The following is a 17,668-nucleotide window of genomic DNA, read 5'->3' as shown; positions in this document are numbered from 1 at the left end:
GCCGGGCACCCCGGGGGCCGGTCGGCCCGGCGACTCCGGGCAGCACAGACTGGGCGGTGCCGAGGCCGATGCCCGCGAAACGCTCGCCGAGCCGGCGCCGAGTCCGTTGTCCATCAGGTTCAGACGGAGTTCGATGCGGTGGTCCGCAATCGTGGAGACGGTACCGCTCCGGTGGCGGGCGCGGCGTCGCGTCGACCACGAGATGCCGGCCGGCCCCCGCTGCGACAGCCTGGCCCGTGGGACCCGGCCACCGTCGGGCCGGGCGGAAGGACTGTCAGAGGCGTGCCGTACGGTGCGGGGAGCCGCACCGCCTCTGGAGAGTCCCGTGTCCGTCCCCGCCCGGCTCCGTGCCGTCGTCCCCGCGCCGCTGCCCTCCGCCGAGGCGGACGTCCCCGAACTGCTCGGGCCGCCGGGCCGCCGTCTGCTGGTCCAGCGCGGCGACGACGCGCTCCTGGTCCAGCCGCTGGACGACGCCTTCGCACCGGCGGGGGACCGGGTGCGGGTGCCCGCGCCGTGGCCGCGCCGGCGCGGGACGTGGGCGGTGGCGCCGGACGCGAGCCTGGCCGTGTTCGCGGGCGTGCACGCGGTGCGGGCGGTGGAGCCGTCGGGCACCACGCGCTGGGAGGTCCGGCACGGCTGCTGGTACGGGGCCTGCCGAGAGCTGCACGAGTCGTACGAGGAGTACGGCGACCGCGCCGACCACCGTCACCCGGACGGCGGTTCGGCCGGGTTCTCCGTGGACGGGGCGTTCGTCTGGGCGCACGTGCGGGGGCCGCTGGCGGCGGGGGAGCCGGACCCGGACGTGCTGGACGAGTGGGTGCTGCTGGACCCGGCGGACGGGCGGGTGCTCGCACGGGCCGACGCCGAGTCCGCGGCGGCGGGCAGTCTTCACCTGCCGCACCCGGCGGACCCGCGGCAGATGGGGCTGAGCATCGGGGAGGGCCAGGACGGGGCGCCACTGCGCTGGGGGCGCTGGGACGGGACGGAGCTGTCCGTCACGTACGTCGACGGTGACCTGACCCTGATGGGCGTGAGCCCGTCCGGTGCGCGGCTGATGACCGTGGCCCACGACCAGGACGTGCTGGCGGTGCGGGACACCGGCGGTTCGGTGCCGGAGGGCCTGGAGTGGGACGCCGGGACGGCCGTCCCCCCGCATCCGGAGGCAGAGCCGGACAACGACGAGGCGCTTTCCTGCTGGGACTGGGCGGGCGGCTTCCTGGACGAGACGACCCTGATCTGCTCGACGGTCGAGAGCGACGAGGAGTGGGGGCGGGGCCGGCACTGGCTCCTCGACACGGCGGGTGCGCGCACGCCGGTGGAGGTCACCTATCCGGTACCGGTCGGCATCCGGCCGCCCATGGCCGCGCTGGGGGACGGCAGGTGGGTGACGCCGGACGACTCCGGGGAGGTGCTGTACGTGTGGGAGCGGGGTCAGTCGCGGGGGAAGTCGTCGGTCTTGAGGACGAGGTCGACGACGGTGCCGGTCAGGTCGACGTCGGTGCCGAACTCCACCCGTGTACTCACGGCGTAGTCGCCGTCCTTGGGGTCGGTGTGGATGTGGCACCGTCCCTGGTAGGGATCGGCGATGAGGTAGACGGGGACCTCGGCGGTGGCGTAGGCCGTCCGCTTGGGGCCGTAGTCGTTGTGTGCCGTGCCCTTCGAGATGACCTCTGCGACGAACTCGACGTCGCCACAGCGCCAGAGCCCCCCGGGCGTCTTCTCGGCACCCTCGGCGATGAGAGTGACGTCGGAGCAGAAGCCGTTGAGGTGGCCCGGGTAGTCGATGCGGACGTCCGACTTGACGCGCTTGCGCGGGAACCTGGTGCGCAGTTGCTCGTAGAGGTCGGCGATGATCTCCCAGCGGGTGTCCCGCTGCGGCGTCATGAAGATGGCCCCCTCGACGATCTCGACCTTGTATCCCTCGGGGGTGGTCCGCTCAAGCGACTCGAACAGGGCGTCCAGAGTCAGCTCGTCGCTCTCCTCGGCCATCTCGATCCTGTCTTCGAGGACGGTCATCGTGGCGCTCCTCCCCGGCCGCCCCACGGACAGGTGCAGCCGCGCAGTACAACGATAGGCACCACGACGACGAGACGCCGGATTTCGGTCAGCTCGTTCCCGCCGCGTACGCCTGTCCGACCCCCCACGCCTCCCACATCGCCCCCGCGAACGCCTCCGCGATCCGGTGCTCGCCGCGCGCGTTGGGGTGCGTGCCGTCGTAGGTGTCGGTGTGGAGGTCGTACGCCTTGGGCGGCGAGGCCAGAAGCAGGGGTGACCGGGGCTCGTCCAGGTCGGCGACCGTCTTGGCGAGCAGCACGTTGAACCGGTCGACCTGCTCGGCGAACGGCGGGTCCTCCGCGGCCCGGATGTTCGGTATCACCGGAAGCAGCACCATCCGGACGCGCGGGCCGGCCTCGCGGGCCCCCGCGACGAAGGCGCGCACGTTCTCCGCCGTCTGCTCGGCGTTGGTGTAGAAGCCGAGGTCGATCAGGCCCAGGGAGACCAGCAGGACGTCCGGGCGGTGGGCGCGGACCGCGTCGCCGATCAGCGGGGCCATGTGCAGCCAGCCCTCGCCCCAGCCCGCGAGGTGGGCGCGCGGGAATCCGGGTTCGGCGTAGGCGAGGGACGTCGGGGCGTCGGCCTGCTTGTCGTACAGCGTCTCGCGCGGGCCGACGAAGGTGAACGGGCCGCCGTACGAGACGCACAGGTGCTGCCACAGCCGGTAACGCCAGGTGTGTTCGCCCGCGCTCCCGATCGTCATGGAGTCGCCCACGGGCATGAACCTCAGCATCCGCTCATGATGAAGGATCCCGGAGGCACGTGGGGCAGGGGGTGCCTGTGAGGCGGACCACGTGCCGGCCCCCGGCGGCCACCCGTCCCGAACCCCGTGCGGCCCCGTCCCGAACCCAGGACGGCCACTCGCCCCGCACCCCGTGCGGCCACTTGCCCCGGCCCCCGTACGGCCACTTGCCCCGGCTCCAGGCGGCCACATACCGCGACCCCAGGGCGGCCACATACCGCGACCCCAGGGCGGCCGCACACGGCGACCCCAGGGCGGCCGCACACCGCGACCCCGGGCGACCACTTTCCCGAGCCCTCGACGGCAGCCCTCCCTGATCCCTGGGCCACCCTCCCCCGAACCCCCGGCGGTAATGGCAGGCTTGGCCCATGCGTCGATCGTTCGCCGTTCTCGCCGGGATGCTGCTCGCCGGCGCCTGCGCGCTGCCCGCATCCGCAGCCGACGGAACCGCCGGGTCCGCCGTGAGGGCCGCCGGGAGGCCCGCCGCGGGGGCCGCCGACGGAGCGGGGGACCAGGGCTTCACCATCAAGGACCCGCGGATCACCGAGTCCAGCGGGCTCGCCGCCTCCCGGCAGCACCCCGGCATCTACTGGACGCACAACGACAGCGACGACGGGCCGTACCTCTACGCCGTGGACAGCGCCACCGGCCGGACCGTCGCCCGGATCACTCTGCGCGGCATCGGCTCCCCGAGGGACGTCGAGGCCATCTCCGTCGGGCCGCACAACGAGATCTACGTCGGGGACATCGGCGACAACCTGGGCGGCAAGTGGCCGTACGTGTGGATCTACCGGCTGCCCGAGCCGGAGAAGCTCACCGACCAGACCGTCACGGCCACGCAGTACGTGGTGAAGTACTCCGACGGACCGCGCGACGCCGAGTCGCTGGTCGTCCACCCGAAGACCGGGCGCGTCTACATCATCGACAAGAAGGAGGACGGCGGGCACCTGTACGAGGGCCCGGCCACCCTCTCCACCTCCGGAGCGAACGTCTTCAGGCCCGTCGCGGCCGTCGACCTGTGGGCGACCGACGCCGCCCTCTCGCCGGACGGCCGGCACCTCGCCGTACGCGGCTACTTCGGCGGCATCGCCTACGACTGGAACGACGGCCGGCTCCGGCGCAAGGGGCGCCTCGACGTGCCGCTCCAGGGACAGGGGGAGTCGGTGTCGTACTCCGCCGACGGCACCAAGCTGATGTACGGCAGCGAGGGCGCCGACAGCGCCGTGCAGGCGGTCGACGCTCCCGACCGCCCGGCCGGGAAGTCACCGTCCGCACGCGGGAGTTCCGGCGAGACCGCGGACAAGGGAGGAGGCGGAAGCCTCAAGATCGGCGCCGTGATCGTCGTGGTCGGCGTGGCGGCGCTGTTCGGCCTGCGGCGGCTGCGGCGCGGCTGAGCACGGGACGTACGCCGCAACCGGCCGCGCGGGCCGGGGGGCGGACGGTTTTCGGCGCGTTCCGGTTCTCCTCCGCAGGTCCCTTTCCGTGTCCATCCGAAGGTGGATCAAGTCCGCCTCCCAGATGGATTCGTACGTCCCGCCCGACACGAAATCGTCGTTCCGAACCGTAAGTTGACGGAAAGGAACGTCCATCGTGCGGATAGGACGCTTGGCGCCCGTGCTCGCCGTGGGGGTCACGGCGACCCTCGTCCCCGCCCTCGCCCCGGCACAGGCCTCCGCCGCGGAACCGCTGGGCAGGTTCGAGACCCAGAAGCCCGCCTGGCACAGATGCGACGCGTCGGAACCGGCCTCGTTCCAGTGCGCGACCATCAAGGTCCCGCTCGACTACAGCCGCCCCGGCGGCAAGACCATCAAGCTGGCCGTCTCCCGGATGAAGACCAGCGTCCCCGGCAAGCGGCACGGCTCGCTCCTCTTCAATCCCGGCGGCCCGGGCGGCGAGGGCCTGGACATGCCCGTCATGATGAAGGACACGCTGCCCAAGAAGGTCCGCGAGCAGTACGACCTCATCGGCTTCGACCCGCGCGGTGTGGGCCGGAGCACCCCGGTCACCTGCGGCCTCACGGACGCCGAGCAGAACTCCGAGCACCCCTACAAGGCGGAGACGTTCAGCCGCGACGTCAAGTGGGCCCGGACCGTCGCCGACAAGTGCCGTGCCAGGAGCGGCGACAAGCTGCCGTACATCACCACCCGCAACACCGCCCGTGACATGGACGTCATCCGTGCCGTCCTGGGCGAGAAGAAGCTCTCCTACCTGGGGTACTCCTACGGTACGTACCTCGGCGCCGTCTACGCGCAGATGTTCCCCGAGCGCACCGACCGCTTCGTGCTGGACAGCTCCGTCGACCCGGCCCGGGTCTGGCGCGGCATGATCCAGGTCTGGGCGTCGGGCACCGAGCCGGCGTTCACCCGCTGGACGAAGTGGACCGCGGAACACCACCGCACCTACAAGCTCGGCAACACCCCGGCCGAGGTGCGCAAGACGTTCTGGAACCTGATCGCCCGCGCCGACCGCACCCCCGTCAAGCTCGACGGCCAGAAGTACACGGGCGACGACATCCGGTCCGGCCTGCGCCCGGTGTTCTTCTCGCCCAAGTACGCGGCCGAGGCGGTCGTCGAACTGAAGAAGGCCGCGGCCGGCCACGGCTCCTCCCGCCACTCCCTCCTGCCGCCCGCCGCCCGACAGTCGCCCCGCTGGGCCGCCGTGCCGGCTCCCGCCGCGGCGGAATCCGGGGCCGTGCGGACGCCGGCGGACAACGGAAGCGCCGTCTTCTGGTCGGTGCTCTGCGGTGACACCGCGGCCTGGTCGCACGACCCGGAGCAGTACCGGCGCGACGCCGTCCGGGACAAGGCCAAGTACCCGGTCTACGGCGACTTCGGCTCCAACATCACGCCCTGCGCGTTCTGGGGCAAGCCGGTCGAGCCCGTCACCCGGGTCGACAACAAGGTCCGCCTGCTGACCGTCCAGAACGAGTGGGACTCCCAGACCCCCCTGGCCAGCGGCCTCGGCATGCACCGCGCCCTGAAGGGGTCCCGCATGGTGTACGTCAAGGGCGGCGAGGGCCACGGCGTCTACGGCGGCGACCCGCGCTCCTGCGCCGACAGCAACGTCAACGCCTACCTGAGCACCGGCAAGCTCCCGGCACGGGACGTCACCTGCAAGCCGTCCGGTCGGCAGGGACTGGGCGTGAAGCCGTCGCTGGTCCCGAGCTTCTGACCCGTTTCTGACCCGCTGACCCACTAGGGCGCCCGGTGCCGGTGCACCGGGCGCCCTCTCGTTCATGCGCCGAGGGGGCAGGGAAGTGCGGGCATCTGGCGATTGGGGGAGCAGGTCACCAGCGCCAGCGAGAGATAGGAGGGACGTTCGAGGTAGAACCCGAGCGAGACGTCACCTCCCGCTCCCAACCGTTCGGCGGCGGACACGACGAGGTCTTTCAGACGCGCGCCACCGCGCTCGGCAGGGGACGCGAACCGGGGCGCGAACTCCACCAGACGGTCACTCAGCCATGCTGCCGCCCCGTCCGGGTCCGGCCAGGTGCCACGCACCAGCGAGCGCGGCTTGACGAGCCAGTACGCCGTCTCGATCGGCGGCAGATCCGACTTGGGGAACTCCGTGGCCACCTCCCGGTACCGCAGGATCACGTCCGGCTTGCTCTCCGCCGGGGGCGGGTCGGGGTGGGGCGGCCGGCGCAGGGCCTCCTGGTCGAAGCGGTCCTTGGGGCCTGCCCAGAGATAGGCGTGGTGGTGCACGGGCGCGTCCAGTTCGCCGGGGTGGACCGGCCCCGGCCAGGACCGCGCCTGACCGGGACCGGTGGGAGGGGGTACCGGCTCAGACGGACAGCCCGAACCGCGCCGGGTCGATCCCGGCCACGGCCAACTCCTCGGTGCTGAACCGCAACGGCTCCTTGTCGGGCCGCTTGCCGTCCCCGAGGGCCCAGGCGTCCTGGCCGATCCGGGCGAGGATCACGCACGACTCGCCGTCCGGGTGGGTGTTGCCCCCGCACGCCGTCACGAACGAGACGCCGTCGAGGTCGAGGGCGTACAGGTCGTTTCCGTTCACCATGGGTGGCACCTTCCTGCTCCGCTGCGGGAGCCGAGTGGGTGTGGATTCGAGAGGTGACCGTAGGGCGGCGGGGTGGAGCAAGTAGGCGAATATTCTTGGTTATTCCCGCGCCGTCACTCTAGATGCATGGACTTTCACTCAGAGGCACCGACATGCTGGGGGCCATCATCGTCGACACCCAGGGGGTGGTTGGGCATGGCGCGTCGGTTGCGGTTCAACGGGACGGGGAGCGGGGTCACGGGGTGCCCGTCAGTGCATGAGGACCTGGACAGCGGGGAGGTGATCGTGCACGGCCCGCCGCTCACCGATCCGGAGGACGTCGCACAGCTTCAGCACCTCTCGGAGGGGGAGGTTGCTGTGGTGGTACCGCGGGACCTTCTGGTGGACTGGGCGCCGAAGGAGCGGACGCGGCAGGTGCAGACGATCGATCTGGACGAGTTCCATGGCCTGTTCGAGAAGTTCGAGCACACGGCGTGGCGGTTGGAGACGCGCCGCCGGTATGCGAGCGACGAAACGGGCGACCGGTGGGATCGGTTCATCCGGAACGGGACGATCGGCGAGAGCGAGGATTCAGACTCGCTCTACAGTTGGTGGACCAAGACGATCCGCGCCCACACCGCGCAGGGCAGGCGGGTGGAGCGGGTGCGCATCGTGGACCAGCCCGCCACCACCGGCCAGCGCTACCTCCTCGACAGCGCCAGGTGGAACATCGGCCTCGGCGAGGACATTCGCAACATGTGGCGTGCCGACGCCGACCGACTGCGGCTGCCCGCCGAGGACTTCTGGTTGTTCGACAGCCGCCTCATCGCGCTCCTGCGGTTCGACGACGACGACCAGCTCACGCACGTGGACCTGATCACCGAGCCCGCAGAGGTGGTGCGCTGCTGCATGGTGAGGGATGCTGCTTGGCACCACGCCGTACCGTGGCAGCAGTTCACGGCGGAGATGTACAGCGACGCGTAGGGGCCAGAGCGGATACCGGTGAGCACGGACTATCAGAGGGCACGTGAGGAACTGGGGCGCAAGCTCAGGGAACTGCGTCTGGAAAGCCCCGATGGACGGCTCACCGGTAGCCAGCTGGCTCAGCGGCTGGGGTGGCCGCAGTCGAAGGTCAGCAAGCTGGAAAACGGCAGACAGACTCCCTCGGACGAGGACCTGCGCGCGTGGACCAGTGCCGTGGGACAGCCGACTGCTTTTGTGGAACTCCGTGCTCGGCTCAAGGGATTCGAAAGCCACATCCGCTCCTGGCGACGCCAGCTGGCGGCAGGACACCGTCCCGTGCAGGAAACCTGGAACACACTCGTTGCGGAGTCTCGGGTCCTGCACATGTGGGAGAACCACTTGGTCTGCGGCATGCTTCAGACCGCCGAGTACGCCCGGTATGTCTTCGAGCGCTACACGGACCTCCGCTCTTCCCCAAGAGACATGGATGAGGCCGTGCGGGCTCGCATGAAGCGGCAGGAGTGGCTGTACCGGTCTGGCAAACGGTTGAACTTGCTCATGTGGGAAGGCGCCCTGTGGGCCAGGGTATGCCCGGCGGAAGTGCTGGTCGCGCAACTGGACCGCCTGCTCGGGGCGGTGGGTATGGATACGCTGCACCTCGGCATCCTTCCGCTGGACGCAGAGCTGCGCATTCCACCGGGCAACGCCTTCTGCATGCTGGACGAGCGCTTGGTCGTGGTCGAGGACTGGCACGCCGAACTCTGGCTGGACGATGCCGAAACGATCGCTCTCTACCGCCGCGTCTGGGACACCTTCGCCGAGTCGGCCGTCTACGGCGCCGAGGCCCAGCAGGTGATCGCCCGAGTCCGCCGCAGCATCAAGGTCTGAGGACGTACAGCCGCACGACGTCGTCGGCGGTCTCCCCGTGGGGAGCCGTCGGCCGGGGCGGCGCCTGCCGGCACTCCTCGTCGCGGGGAAACGGCAGCCGACGGCCGGCGGCACGGCAACCTTTGAACCAGCGGCGCCACCGGGCGTCGAAGGGGCTGGGCTTACGCACGGTCCGGAACACCGGCCACCACCCCGGGGGTGAGCGCGAACCGGGCCCACACGGTCTTGGTGTACGGCCCCTGGCGGTGCCCCCGCGTGTCGGTAGACAGCACGCAACGACGGCGAAGGGCGCCCGGTGTTCGTCACCGGGCGCCCTTCGGCGTCGTACTCGACCGGGAGGTCAGAGCTTCTCGATCACGTAGTCCACGCACTTCGTCAGCGCCTCGACGTCCGCCGGGTCGATCGCCGGGAACATCGCGACGCGCAGCTGGTTGCGGCCGAGCTTGCGGTACGGCTCGGTGTCCACGATGCCGTTGGCGCGCAGCACCTTGGCGACGGCGGCGGCGTCGATCTCGTCGGAGAAGTCGATGGTGCCGATGACCTGGGAGCGCTTGGCCGGGTCGGAGACGAACGGGGTGGCGTACTTGGCCTCCTCCGCCCAGGTGTACAGGCGGGTCGAGGAGTCCTTGGTGCGGGCGGTGGACCAGGCGAGACCGCCCTGGCCGTTGAGCCACTCCAGCTGCTCGTTGAGGAGGAACAGGGTGGCGAGGGCCGGGGTGTTGTACGTCTGGTTCTTGCGGGAATTGTCGATCGCGGTGGGGAGCGAGAAGAACTCCGGGACGTGACGGCCGGAGGCGTGGATCCGCTCGGCGCGCTCGATCGCGGCGGGGGAGAAGACGCCGATCCACAGGCCGCCGTCGGAGGCGAAGGACTTCTGCGGGGCGAAGTAGTAGACGTCGGTCTCGGCGATGTCGACCGGGAGGCCGCCCGCGCCGGAGGTGGCGTCGACCAGGACCAGCGCGCCCTCGTCGGCCCCCTCGACCCGCTTGATCGGCATGGCGACACCGGTCGAGGTCTCGTTGTGGGTGAAGGCGTAGACGTCGACGCCGGCCTCGGCGCGCGGCTCCGGGTGGGTGCCGGGGTCGGAGGCGATGACGGTGGGCTCGGCCAGCCAGGGCGCGAGCTTGGCGGCCTTGGCGAACTTCGAGGAGAACTCGCCGAAGTTGAGGTGCTGCGACTTGTTCTCGATCAGACCGTGGGTGGCGATGTCCCAGAAGGCGGTGGAGCCGCCGTTGCCGAGGACGACCTCGTAGCCCTCGGGGAGGGAGAACAGCTCGGAGATGCCCTCGCGGACCTTGCCGACCAGGTTCTTCACCGGCGCCTGCCGGTGGGACGTGCCCAGCAGGGAGGTACCGGTGGCGGCGAGGGCGTCCAGCGCCTCGGTCCGCACCTTGGAGGGGCCCGCGCCGAAGCGTCCGTCGGCGGGCTTGATGTCTGCGGGAATCTGGATGTCGGCCACGGGACGAGGTTAGCCGGTGGTGTTCTGCCAGGTGGAGACGTGTCCGTTCGATGAGACGAGATCACCGGCGCGTGAACTTGTGAGGTTGTACGACGATAGGGGCGGAGCTGTGGATAAGTTTCGGTGACTGTCCGTGACGGGATGCATCCTGGACACATGACGGATCACTTGGGTCTCGAAGCGGAGCTGCGGGGGGCCGTCCGGGGCGGGGTCGGCTTCGACGCCACCAGCCGGGCGCTGGTCACCATGGACGCGTCCAACTACCGGCGCGTCCCGCTGGGGGTCGTGGCGCCCAGGGACGCCGACGACGTGGCCGCCGCGCTGGAGGTGTGCCGGGCGCACGGGGTGCCGGTGGTGGCGCGAGGCGGCGGCACGTCGATCGCCGGGCAGGCGACCGGCACGGGTGTGGTGCTCGACTTCACCCGATACATGAACGGCCTGGTGGAGCTGGACCCCGGCAGCAGGACGGCCGTCGTCCAGCCCGGGCTCGTCCTGGACCGGCTCCAGGAGGCCGCCGCCCCGCACGGACTCCGGTTCGGCCCGGACCCGTCCACGCACAGCCGGTGCACGCTGGGCGGAATGATCGGCAACAACGCGTGCGGCTCCCACTCGGTCGCCTGGGGCACGACCGCGGACAGCGTGCGGGAGCTGTCCGTCGTCACCGCGCGCGGGCGGCGGCTGCGGCTCGGGCCCGGGTGGGCGGGCGCCCCGGAGGGGCTGCGCGAGCTGGCCGAGGGCGAACTGGCCCGGCTGCGCACCGGCTTCCCCGACCTGCCCCGCCGCATCTCCGGGTACGCGCTGGACGCGCTGCTGCCCGAGAAGGGCGCCGACGTCGCCCGCTCCTTCTGCGGCTCCGAGGGCACCCTCGGCATCCTCACCGAGGCCGTGGTCGGCCTGGTCGAGGCACCCCGCGCGCGTGCCCTGGCCGTGCTGGCGTACGCCGACGAGAGCACGGCCGCCGAAGCCGCCGCCGGCCTGTTGCCGCTGCGGCCGCTCACGGTGGAGGGCATGGCCGCCGACCTGGTGCCGCCCGGGTCCGGGCTGCCCGGGGGTGGCGCCTGGCTGTTCGTGGAGACCGGCGGGGAGACGGCGGACGAGGCCCTCGCGCACGCCGAGCGGATCGTGCGCGCCGCGGACGTCGTGGACACCCTCGTCGTCACCGATCCCGCGGCCCAGCGGGGCCTGTGGCGCATCCGCGAGGACGCGGCCGGCACGGCCACCCGGATGCCGGACGGCACGGAGGCCTGGCCCGGCTGGGAGGACTGCGCGGTCCCGCCCGCCCGGCTCGGCGCCTACCTGCGCGACTTCCGCGCCCTGCTGTCGGCCCACGGCCTGCGCGGCACGCCGTACGGCCACTTCGGCGACGGCTGCATCCACGTCCGCATCGACTTCGACCTGCTCACCGAGGCCGGCATCGGCCGCTTCCGCCGCTTCTCGGAGGAGCTGGCCGACCTGGTGGTGGCCCACGGCGGCTCCCTGTCCGGCGAACACGGCGACGGCCAGGCCCGCGCGGAGCTGCTCCCGCGGATGTACGGCGCGGAGACGGTCCGCCTCTTCGAGCGCGCCAAGGCGGTCTGGGACCCCGACGACCTGCTCAACCCCGGCATCCTGGTCCGCCCGGCCCCCCTCGACGCGAACCTCCGCTTCTCCGTCCTGCCGAGCCGCTGGGGTGACGTGACCTCCGGGTCCTCGGCCCGCGTGGTCTCCGGTTCGCCGGCTGAGGAGACTCCGGGCTCTCTGGTCGAGGGGGCTTCCGGTTCTCCGGCCGGCGTGGCCTCCGGTTCCTCGGCCGGGGTGACGTCCGGTCTCGCGGAGGAGGGGACCTCCGGTTCTCCGGCGGATGTGGCCTCCGGTTCCGTGGACGAGGGGACCTCCGGTTCTCCGGCCGGCGTGACCTCCGGCTCCCAGGCCGGCGCGACCCCCGGCTCCCCGGCCGACGTCGCCTTCGGCCGCCCGGTCGACGTCGTCTTCGGTTATCCGGCCGACGGCGGTGACTTCACCGCGGCCGTCCGCCGCTGCGTCGGCGTCGCCAAGTGCCGTACGGCCACGGCGACCGGCCCCGCCGTGATGTGCCCCTCCTACCGGGTCACCGGCGAGGAACAGCACTCCACGCGCGGCCGGGCCCGGCTGCTGCACGAGATGCTCGCGGGCGAGGTGATCACCGACGGCTGGGGGTCCACGGAGGTCCGGGACGCCCTCGACCTCTGCCTGTCCTGCAAGGGCTGCCGCTCGGACTGCCCGGTCGGCGTGGACATGGCCACCTACAAGGCCGAGTTCCTGCACCACCACTACGCCGACCGTCGCCGCCCCGCCGCCCACCACACCATGGGCCGCCTCCCGGATTGGCTCACCTGGACGGCCCGCACCCGCACGGCGCCGGTCCTGAACGCGCTGGCTTCGGTCGGCCCGCTGGCCCGCATCGGCAAAGGGCTGGGCGGGCTGGCACCTGAACGGGAGATCCCGCGGCTGGCGACGCGGACGTTCAGCGCCTGGTGGCGCGGGCGAAAACCCACCGGGGCCGAAGGCCCCTCCGACTCTCCCGGGTCTCCCGGGTCTCCCGGCTCCTCTGGCTCCGGTGACTCCCCTGACTCCGCGGGGCACCTGGTGGTCCTCTGGCCCGACACCTTCACCGAGCACCTCTCGCCGTCCGTCGGACAGGCCGCCGTGCGCGTGCTGGAGGCCGCCGGGCTGCGGGTGGCGCTTCCGCCCACGCGGCTGCCGGGCCGCGGAGCCATCGCCGACGGCCGGACAAGGGCGGCGACGGCGCTGCTCACGGCCCGCCGGGCCCGGGTCTGCTGCGGACTCACCTATGTCTCCACCGGACAGCTGGACCGTGCCCGCCGGGTCCTGCGCCGCACCCTGGACCTGATGGAACCGGTGCTGCGGGCCGGGGTCCCGGTCGTCGTGCTGGAGCCCAGCTGCGCCGCCGCCCTCCGCGGCGACCTCCCGGAACTCCTGCCCGACGACCCGCGGGCCGCCCAGCTCGCCGCCGCGGTCCTCACCTTCGCCGAAACCCTGGAGCGGCACGCCCCGGACTGGACCCCGCCCGCCGTCGACCGCCCGGTGGCCGGCCAGACCCACTGCCACCAGCACGCGGTGCTCGGCGACACCCCCGATCGCCGTCTGCGCACCGCCGCCGGCCTCACCGGTGAGCTGAGCGGAGGCTGCTGCGGCCTGGCCGGCAACTTCGGCTTCGAGAAAGGCCACTACGAGGTCTCCCGTGCCTGCGCCGAGGAACAGCTCCTTCCGTCCGTCCGACAGGCACCCCCGGGCACGGTCGTCCTGGCCGACGGCTTCTCCTGCCGCACCCAGCTGGAACAGCTCGCCGGGGTGCGGGGCAGGCACCTGGCAGAGGTGCTCGCGGAGGCCCTGGACGCGTCCTCGGGAGGTGGCGGACCGGCCGGCTCATAAGGCCCCACCCAGCTTCACCAGAGAATTCTCAGCCTGGAGCCGGCTCCGGGCAGCTCTCTCAGGAAACACAAAGGAATTCACAGCGCCCCCTTGCCGATTTCGCGGTTCCGGGCTCCTGGACGGCGTGTAAGTTCATGGGTGTCGGGTTCCGGAGACGGAATTCAACGCCACAGGAACAATGCGAAACAAGGAGACGGAAATGAGCTTCAAGAAGCTTGCCCCGCTGCCCCCCAAGCCCAAGTCGAAGCAGCTCCCCCCGCCGCCGAAGCCGAAGCCGAAGAAGCACGCGCACAAGCCGCTGCCGAAGCCGCTGCCCGGCCGGCACGCGTGATCCGGAGCTGAGTGGAAAAGGGGTCGACGGTGCACCGCCGACCCCTTTTCCTCTTCCTTTGGGAAGGTGATCAGGAAAGATTCCCCGATGGCTGACGAAGCTCTGACGGCCGGTGAAGGCGAAGAATATGAATTCGCATCACCGACCATTCCCGCCCGCACGGCATTTCGCCGCTTCTGGCCGCTGACCAGGGGCCTCAGGAAATGGCTGCTCGTCGTCTGGCTGTGCACGGTGCTCGCCGCGCTCGCCGAGACCGAGGCCATCCTGCTGTTCAGCGACCTGACCGACCACGCCCTGCAGAAGGGTTCGCCGGCCGCGTTCTGGAGTCCGGCCGCGAAGTGGCTGGGCATCGCGGTGCTCGGCGCGCTCGTCGCGTACGCGGGCAACTCCCTGGCCGCGTGGGCCACCGAGCGCTTCGTGATGCGGCTGCGCGAGCACGTCTTCGACCACGTCCAGCAACTCCCCCCGCACTTCTTCCAGCGCCACCGTCAGGGCGATCTGCTCTCGCGGCTGACCAGTGACGTCGAGGCCATCGAGACGATGGTCGTGTCCGGTCTCGTCGGCGCCGCCTCGGCGGCCTTCTCCGCCCTCTTCTACGCCGTCGCCGCGTTCTGGCTCCGCTGGGACCTCGCCGCCGCCACCTTCGTCCTCGCTCCCCTGTTCTGGCTGGCCGCCCGGCGCTTCTCCGGCTCCATCAAGGACGTCGCCCGCGCGGGCCGGGTCGCCGACGGCGCGATCACCTCCGTGGTGGAGGAGTCCCTCGGCAACATCGTCCTCACCCAGGCCTACGACCGCCGGGACGCCGAGCGCCGCCGACTGCACGAGGAGGCGAGCGCCTGGTTCCGCGCCTCCGTCCGCTCCACCCGGCTGAACGAGGCCTACGAGCAGCTCGTCCAGGTCATCGAGACGGTCTGCGTGCTCGCCGTGATCGGCATCGGTGCCTGGGAGATCTCCACCGGCCGGATGACCCTCGGCCGGCTCCTGGCCTTCGCCGCCTTCCTCGGCTACCTCTACCCGCCCGTCCGCGGCCTCGCCCAGCTCGGCCTCACGGTCACCGCGGCCACCGCGGGCGCGGAACGGCTCATCGAGATCCTGGACGTGCGCCCCTCCGTCGCCGACCCCCGGCGCGGCGCGGACGTGGGGCGCCCGGACGGCACCGTCGAGGTCCGGGACGTCTCCTTCCGCTACCCCGGCACCGACCGGACCGCCCTCGAAGGCCTCTCCTTCGCCGTCCACCCCGGCGAGCTGGTGATCATCACCGGCCCGAGCGGCGCAGGCAAGTCCACGGTGTCCAAGCTGCTGCTGCGCTTCTACGACCCCGACTCCGGAGACGTCCTCCTGGACGGCGTCCCGCTCCGCGACTTCCCGCTGGCCCGGCTGCGCGAGTACATCACCCTGCTCCCGCAGGAAACCCTGGTCCTGCACGACACGGTGCGCGCCAACATAGCCTGCGGCCGGCCCGGTGCCAGCGAGCAGGCGATCGTGGAGGCGGCGAAGGCGGCCGACGCCCACGACTTCGTCGTCCGGCTCCCCGACGGCTACGACACCGAGGTCGACCCCAACTCCGCCCGCCTCTCCGGCGGCCAGCTGCAGCGCCTGGCCATCGCCCGCGCCATCCTGCGCGACGCACCCGTCCTCGTCCTGGACGAACCGACCACCGGCCTGGACGCGATGGCCGCCCGCCGCGTCGTCAAGCCGCTGCGCCGCCTGATGGCGGGCCGTACGACGATCATGATCACCCACGACCTCAACCTGGCCCCCGACGCCGACCGCATCATCGTTGTGGACGCCGGCCGCATCGTGGAGAACGGCCGCCACGACGAACTCCTCACCCGGGGCGGGGCCTACGCCCGCCTGCACCGTTCCCAGAACAACGCGGTCCTGGACACCGGGGAACTGCGCATGCCGCTGTGGGAGGAACCGCGGCCACCGGCACCGGCACCGGCGTACGAGTACGGACACGGAAACGGCCAGCGGCAGGAGGGCGGATATGCACACGGCCACGGCCACGGCCACGGCCACGGCTATGGCTCCGGCTCCGGTTCCGGGTATGGCGGCGGGCAAGAGGGTGCCGTGCCCTCGGTCCTCCCGGACGGCCGTCCCCTGTTCCGCGACGAGGAAGTGTGGCCCAGCGGCTGACACGGGGAGTCCGGCATCCGGGACAGTCCCAAAAAGGGTTCACGCACCTGACGAAGTCCACTACCCTGGACTCGGTAGTACATCGCGATGCACGAACTCGATCAGGCACCAGGACCGCCCGTGACCGCCGCACCCAGCACGACCTCGCCGTCCCAGACCGCGCCCTCCGCCCCGGGAGGGAGCCGTTCCGGCTCACTCGGCTCACTCGGACCGGTCGGGCTGGTGCTGGCCGGCGGGATCTCGGTGCAGTTCGGTGGTGCGCTGGCGGTCACCCTGATGCCCCGGGCCGGCGCGCTGGGTGTGGTGACCCTGCGCCTCCTGGCGGCGGCGGTCGTCCTCCTCCTGGTCTGCCGTCCCCGTCTGCGCGGCCACTCGCGCACCGACTGGGGCACGGTGATCGTCTTCGGTATCACCATGGGCGCGATGAACGGCCTGTTCTACGAAGCGGTCGCCCGCATCCCGCTGGGCCCGGCGGTCACCCTCGAAGTCCTCGGCCCGCTCACCCTCTCGGTCCTGGCCTCGCGCCGCGCGGTCAACGCGGTCTGGGCCGGCCTGGCCCTCGCCGGCGTCTTCCTGCTCGGCGGCGGCGGCTTCAGCAACCTGGACCCCACGGGTGTCGCCTTCGCCCTGGGTGCCGGAGCCATGTGGGCGGCCTACATAGTCTTCAGCGCCCGTACGGGCCGCCGCTTCCCACAAGCCGACGGCCTGGCCCTGGCCATGGCAGTAGCGGCCCTCCTCTTCCTCCCCATCGGCATCGCCGAGGCCGGCACCCGACTCCTCAACCCCACCACCGTCGTCCTGGGTTCGGCGGTGGCCCTACTCTCCTCGGTCCTGCCCTACACCCTCGAACTCCTGGCCCTGCGCCGCCTGCCGGCCTCCACCTTCGCCATCCTCATGAGCCTCGAACCCGCCATCGCGGCCACCGCCGGCCTCCTGATCCTCGGCCAGTCCCTGACCGCCACCGAGGCCGCCGCGATCGCGCTGGTCATCGCGGCGAGCATCGGCGCGGTCCGCACCCAGGTGGGCCGAAGCAAGATCCCGCCGCTCCCGGCCGAGGGCCAGTAACTCTCCCGCCCCGCTGGACACCGCAGCCCCGACGGACGCCGCCGCCCCGGGCGGCGGCATAGGCCCGTTCCGAACGGCGTGGACGCGCCGCGAGTGGGCTCTCCCTGAGCGACGTGGGCCCCGGGTGACGTGGGCGCCCGGGCGAGCCCGCCCTGAGCCGCGTGAGCACCGAGCCGCGCGCGTTCGCCGTCAGCCGCGCGAGCCCTGCCCGGGCGATGCGCGCCTGCCCCGAGCCGCGACAGCAGGCCCCGAGCCGCGTGAGTCCTACCGGGCGAAGCCCACCCGTCCCGAGCCGTGTGTGCCCCCCCGGTGGCCCGCCTGTCCCGAGCCGCTCACGTCCGCCCGGGTGATGCGTGCCTGCCCCGAGCCGCGCGCCCGAGTCGCGTGAGTCCTGCTCGGGCGAAGCATGCCTGCCCCGAGCCGTGTGCCCCCCGGTGGCCCGCCTGTCCCGAGCCGCTCACGCCTGCCCCGGGTGATGCGCGCCTGCCCCGAGCCGCGACAGCAGGCCCCGAGCCGTGCCCCCTCGCGCCGAGCCATGCCCCCCGCCGAGCCGCACGTGCCCGCGCCGAGCCATGCCCCCCGCCAAGCCGTGCCCGCTCGCGCCGAGCCATGCCCCCCG

14 protein-coding genes are annotated in these 17,668 nt (G+C 72.0%); 9 read left to right on the top strand and 5 right to left on the bottom strand.

All coding sequences use genetic code 11. The features are described from left to right. Nucleotides 1-325: 325 nt before the first annotated feature. Nucleotides 326-1,531 (top strand): hypothetical protein, encoded by a 1,206-nt coding sequence (locus tag ACZ7N4_RS12485; RefSeq protein WP_471357035.1) that lies wholly within the window; start codon nt 326-328, stop codon nt 1,529-1,531. Here ACZ7N4_RS12485 and ACZ7N4_RS12480 read toward each other — a convergent pair. Together ACZ7N4_RS12480 and ACZ7N4_RS12475 are read right to left on the bottom strand one after the other, a co-directional pair. Beyond that, nucleotides 1,432-2,016 carry a Uma2 family endonuclease gene (locus ACZ7N4_RS12480; protein ID WP_471357033.1) on the bottom strand — a complete coding sequence of 195 codons (585 nt, stop codon included), beginning with the start codon at nt 2,014-2,016 and terminating at the stop codon, nt 1,432-1,434. The two genes, ACZ7N4_RS12485 and ACZ7N4_RS12480, sit on opposite strands and share 100 nt — an antisense overlap. Before the next feature lie 88 nt (nt 2,017-2,104). Next, entirely contained in the window at nt 2,105-2,788 is a 684-nt protein-coding gene (locus tag ACZ7N4_RS12475; protein ID WP_471357030.1) for an SGNH/GDSL hydrolase family protein, read from the bottom strand. Nucleotides 2,789-3,165: 377 nt separating this feature from the next. Between ACZ7N4_RS12475 and ACZ7N4_RS12470 the strand changes: the two genes are divergently transcribed. Both ACZ7N4_RS12470 and ACZ7N4_RS12465 read left to right on the top strand, forming a co-directional pair. Next, nucleotides 3,166-4,191, top strand: a complete 1,026-nt coding sequence (locus tag ACZ7N4_RS12470) for a WD40 repeat domain-containing protein (RefSeq protein WP_471357027.1) — start codon at nt 3,166-3,168, stop codon at nt 4,189-4,191. A gap of 196 nt (nt 4,192-4,387) precedes the next feature. Continuing rightward, complete coding sequence (locus ACZ7N4_RS12465; RefSeq protein WP_471357024.1) at nt 4,388-5,968, top strand: alpha/beta fold hydrolase; 1,581 nt, start codon at nt 4,388-4,390, stop codon at nt 5,966-5,968. A 62-nt stretch (nt 5,969-6,030) separates the two neighbouring features. On the opposite strand, the gene ACZ7N4_RS12460 is transcribed toward ACZ7N4_RS12465, so the two are convergent. Then, a complete protein-coding gene (locus tag ACZ7N4_RS12460; protein WP_471357022.1) occupies nt 6,031-6,501 on the bottom strand; it encodes a hypothetical protein in 471 nt (156 codons plus the stop codon). A gap of 79 nt (nt 6,502-6,580) precedes the next feature. Further along, complete coding sequence (locus tag ACZ7N4_RS12455) at nt 6,581-6,814, bottom strand: DUF397 domain-containing protein (protein ID WP_471357021.1); 234 nt, start codon at nt 6,812-6,814, stop codon at nt 6,581-6,583. Between the two features lie 195 nt (nt 6,815-7,009). Between ACZ7N4_RS12455 and ACZ7N4_RS12450 the strand changes: the two genes are divergently transcribed. Together ACZ7N4_RS12450 and ACZ7N4_RS12445 are read left to right on the top strand one after the other, a co-directional pair. Continuing rightward, the gene (locus ACZ7N4_RS12450) at nt 7,010-7,777 is read left to right on the top strand and encodes a DUF6879 family protein (RefSeq protein WP_471357156.1); all 768 of its coding nucleotides are present in this window, start codon (nt 7,010-7,012) and stop codon (nt 7,775-7,777) included. 18 nt (nt 7,778-7,795) lie between these two features. After that, on the top strand, nt 7,796-8,644 hold the full coding sequence (locus ACZ7N4_RS12445; protein ID WP_471357018.1) for a helix-turn-helix domain-containing protein: 849 nt from the start codon (nt 7,796-7,798) through the stop codon (nt 8,642-8,644). Between the two features lie 340 nt (nt 8,645-8,984). Here the strand turns inward: ACZ7N4_RS12445 and serC are convergent, their stop codons facing one another. After that, on the bottom strand, nt 8,985-10,103 hold the full coding sequence (gene serC, locus ACZ7N4_RS12440) for a phosphoserine transaminase (RefSeq protein WP_471357016.1): 1,119 nt from the start codon (nt 10,101-10,103) through the stop codon (nt 8,985-8,987). A 156-nt stretch (nt 10,104-10,259) separates the two neighbouring features. Here serC and ACZ7N4_RS12435 point away from each other — a divergent pair, with 156 nt between their 5' ends. From ACZ7N4_RS12435 to ACZ7N4_RS12420, 4 genes are all read left to right on the top strand, one after another. Next, the gene (locus ACZ7N4_RS12435) at nt 10,260-13,514 is read left to right on the top strand and encodes an FAD-binding and (Fe-S)-binding domain-containing protein (protein WP_471357014.1); all 3,255 of its coding nucleotides are present in this window, start codon (nt 10,260-10,262) and stop codon (nt 13,512-13,514) included. 199 nt (nt 13,515-13,713) lie between these two features. Beyond that, nucleotides 13,714-13,845, top strand: coding sequence for a hypothetical protein (locus ACZ7N4_RS12430; RefSeq protein ID WP_471357012.1), 132 nt, complete (start codon nt 13,714-13,716; stop codon nt 13,843-13,845). Between the two features lie 87 nt (nt 13,846-13,932). Beyond that, complete coding sequence (locus tag ACZ7N4_RS12425) at nt 13,933-15,984, top strand: ABC transporter ATP-binding protein (protein WP_471357008.1); 2,052 nt, start codon at nt 13,933-13,935, stop codon at nt 15,982-15,984. An 87-nt stretch (nt 15,985-16,071) separates the two neighbouring features. Beyond that, the gene (locus tag ACZ7N4_RS12420; RefSeq protein ID WP_471357005.1) at nt 16,072-17,049 is read left to right on the top strand and encodes an EamA family transporter; all 978 of its coding nucleotides are present in this window, start codon (nt 16,072-16,074) and stop codon (nt 17,047-17,049) included. Nucleotides 17,050-17,668: the final 619 nt, after the last annotated feature.

The sequence above is a fragment of the Streptomyces sp. NPDC107654 genome (assembly GCF_055639035.1).
This window is presented reverse-complemented; position numbering and strand designations above follow the sequence as displayed.

Bases quoted from the DNA above. Each gene is read 5' to 3' on its own strand.
- ACZ7N4_RS12475 (WP_471357030.1), bottom strand. From the start codon at position 2,788: ATGCTGAGGTTCATGCCCGTGGGCGACTCCATGACGATCGGGAGCGCG.
- ACZ7N4_RS12480 (WP_471357033.1), bottom strand. From the start codon at position 2,016: ATGACCGTCCTCGAAGACAGGATCGAGATGGCCGAGGAGAGCGACGAG.
- ACZ7N4_RS12450 (WP_471357156.1), top strand. From the start codon at position 7,010: ATGGCGCGTCGGTTGCGGTTCAACGGGACGGGGAGCGGGGTCACGGGG.
- ACZ7N4_RS12430 (WP_471357012.1), top strand. From the start codon at position 13,714: ATGAGCTTCAAGAAGCTTGCCCCGCTGCCCCCCAAGCCCAAGTCGAAG.
- ACZ7N4_RS12425 (WP_471357008.1), top strand. From the start codon at position 13,933: ATGGCTGACGAAGCTCTGACGGCCGGTGAAGGCGAAGAATATGAATTC.
- ACZ7N4_RS12470 (WP_471357027.1), top strand. From the start codon at position 3,166: ATGCGTCGATCGTTCGCCGTTCTCGCCGGGATGCTGCTCGCCGGCGCC.
- ACZ7N4_RS12420 (WP_471357005.1), top strand. From the start codon at position 16,072: ATGCACGAACTCGATCAGGCACCAGGACCGCCCGTGACCGCCGCACCC.
- ACZ7N4_RS12455 (WP_471357021.1), bottom strand. From the start codon at position 6,814: ATGGTGAACGGAAACGACCTGTACGCCCTCGACCTCGACGGCGTCTCG.
- ACZ7N4_RS12435 (WP_471357014.1), top strand. From the start codon at position 10,260: ATGACGGATCACTTGGGTCTCGAAGCGGAGCTGCGGGGGGCCGTCCGG.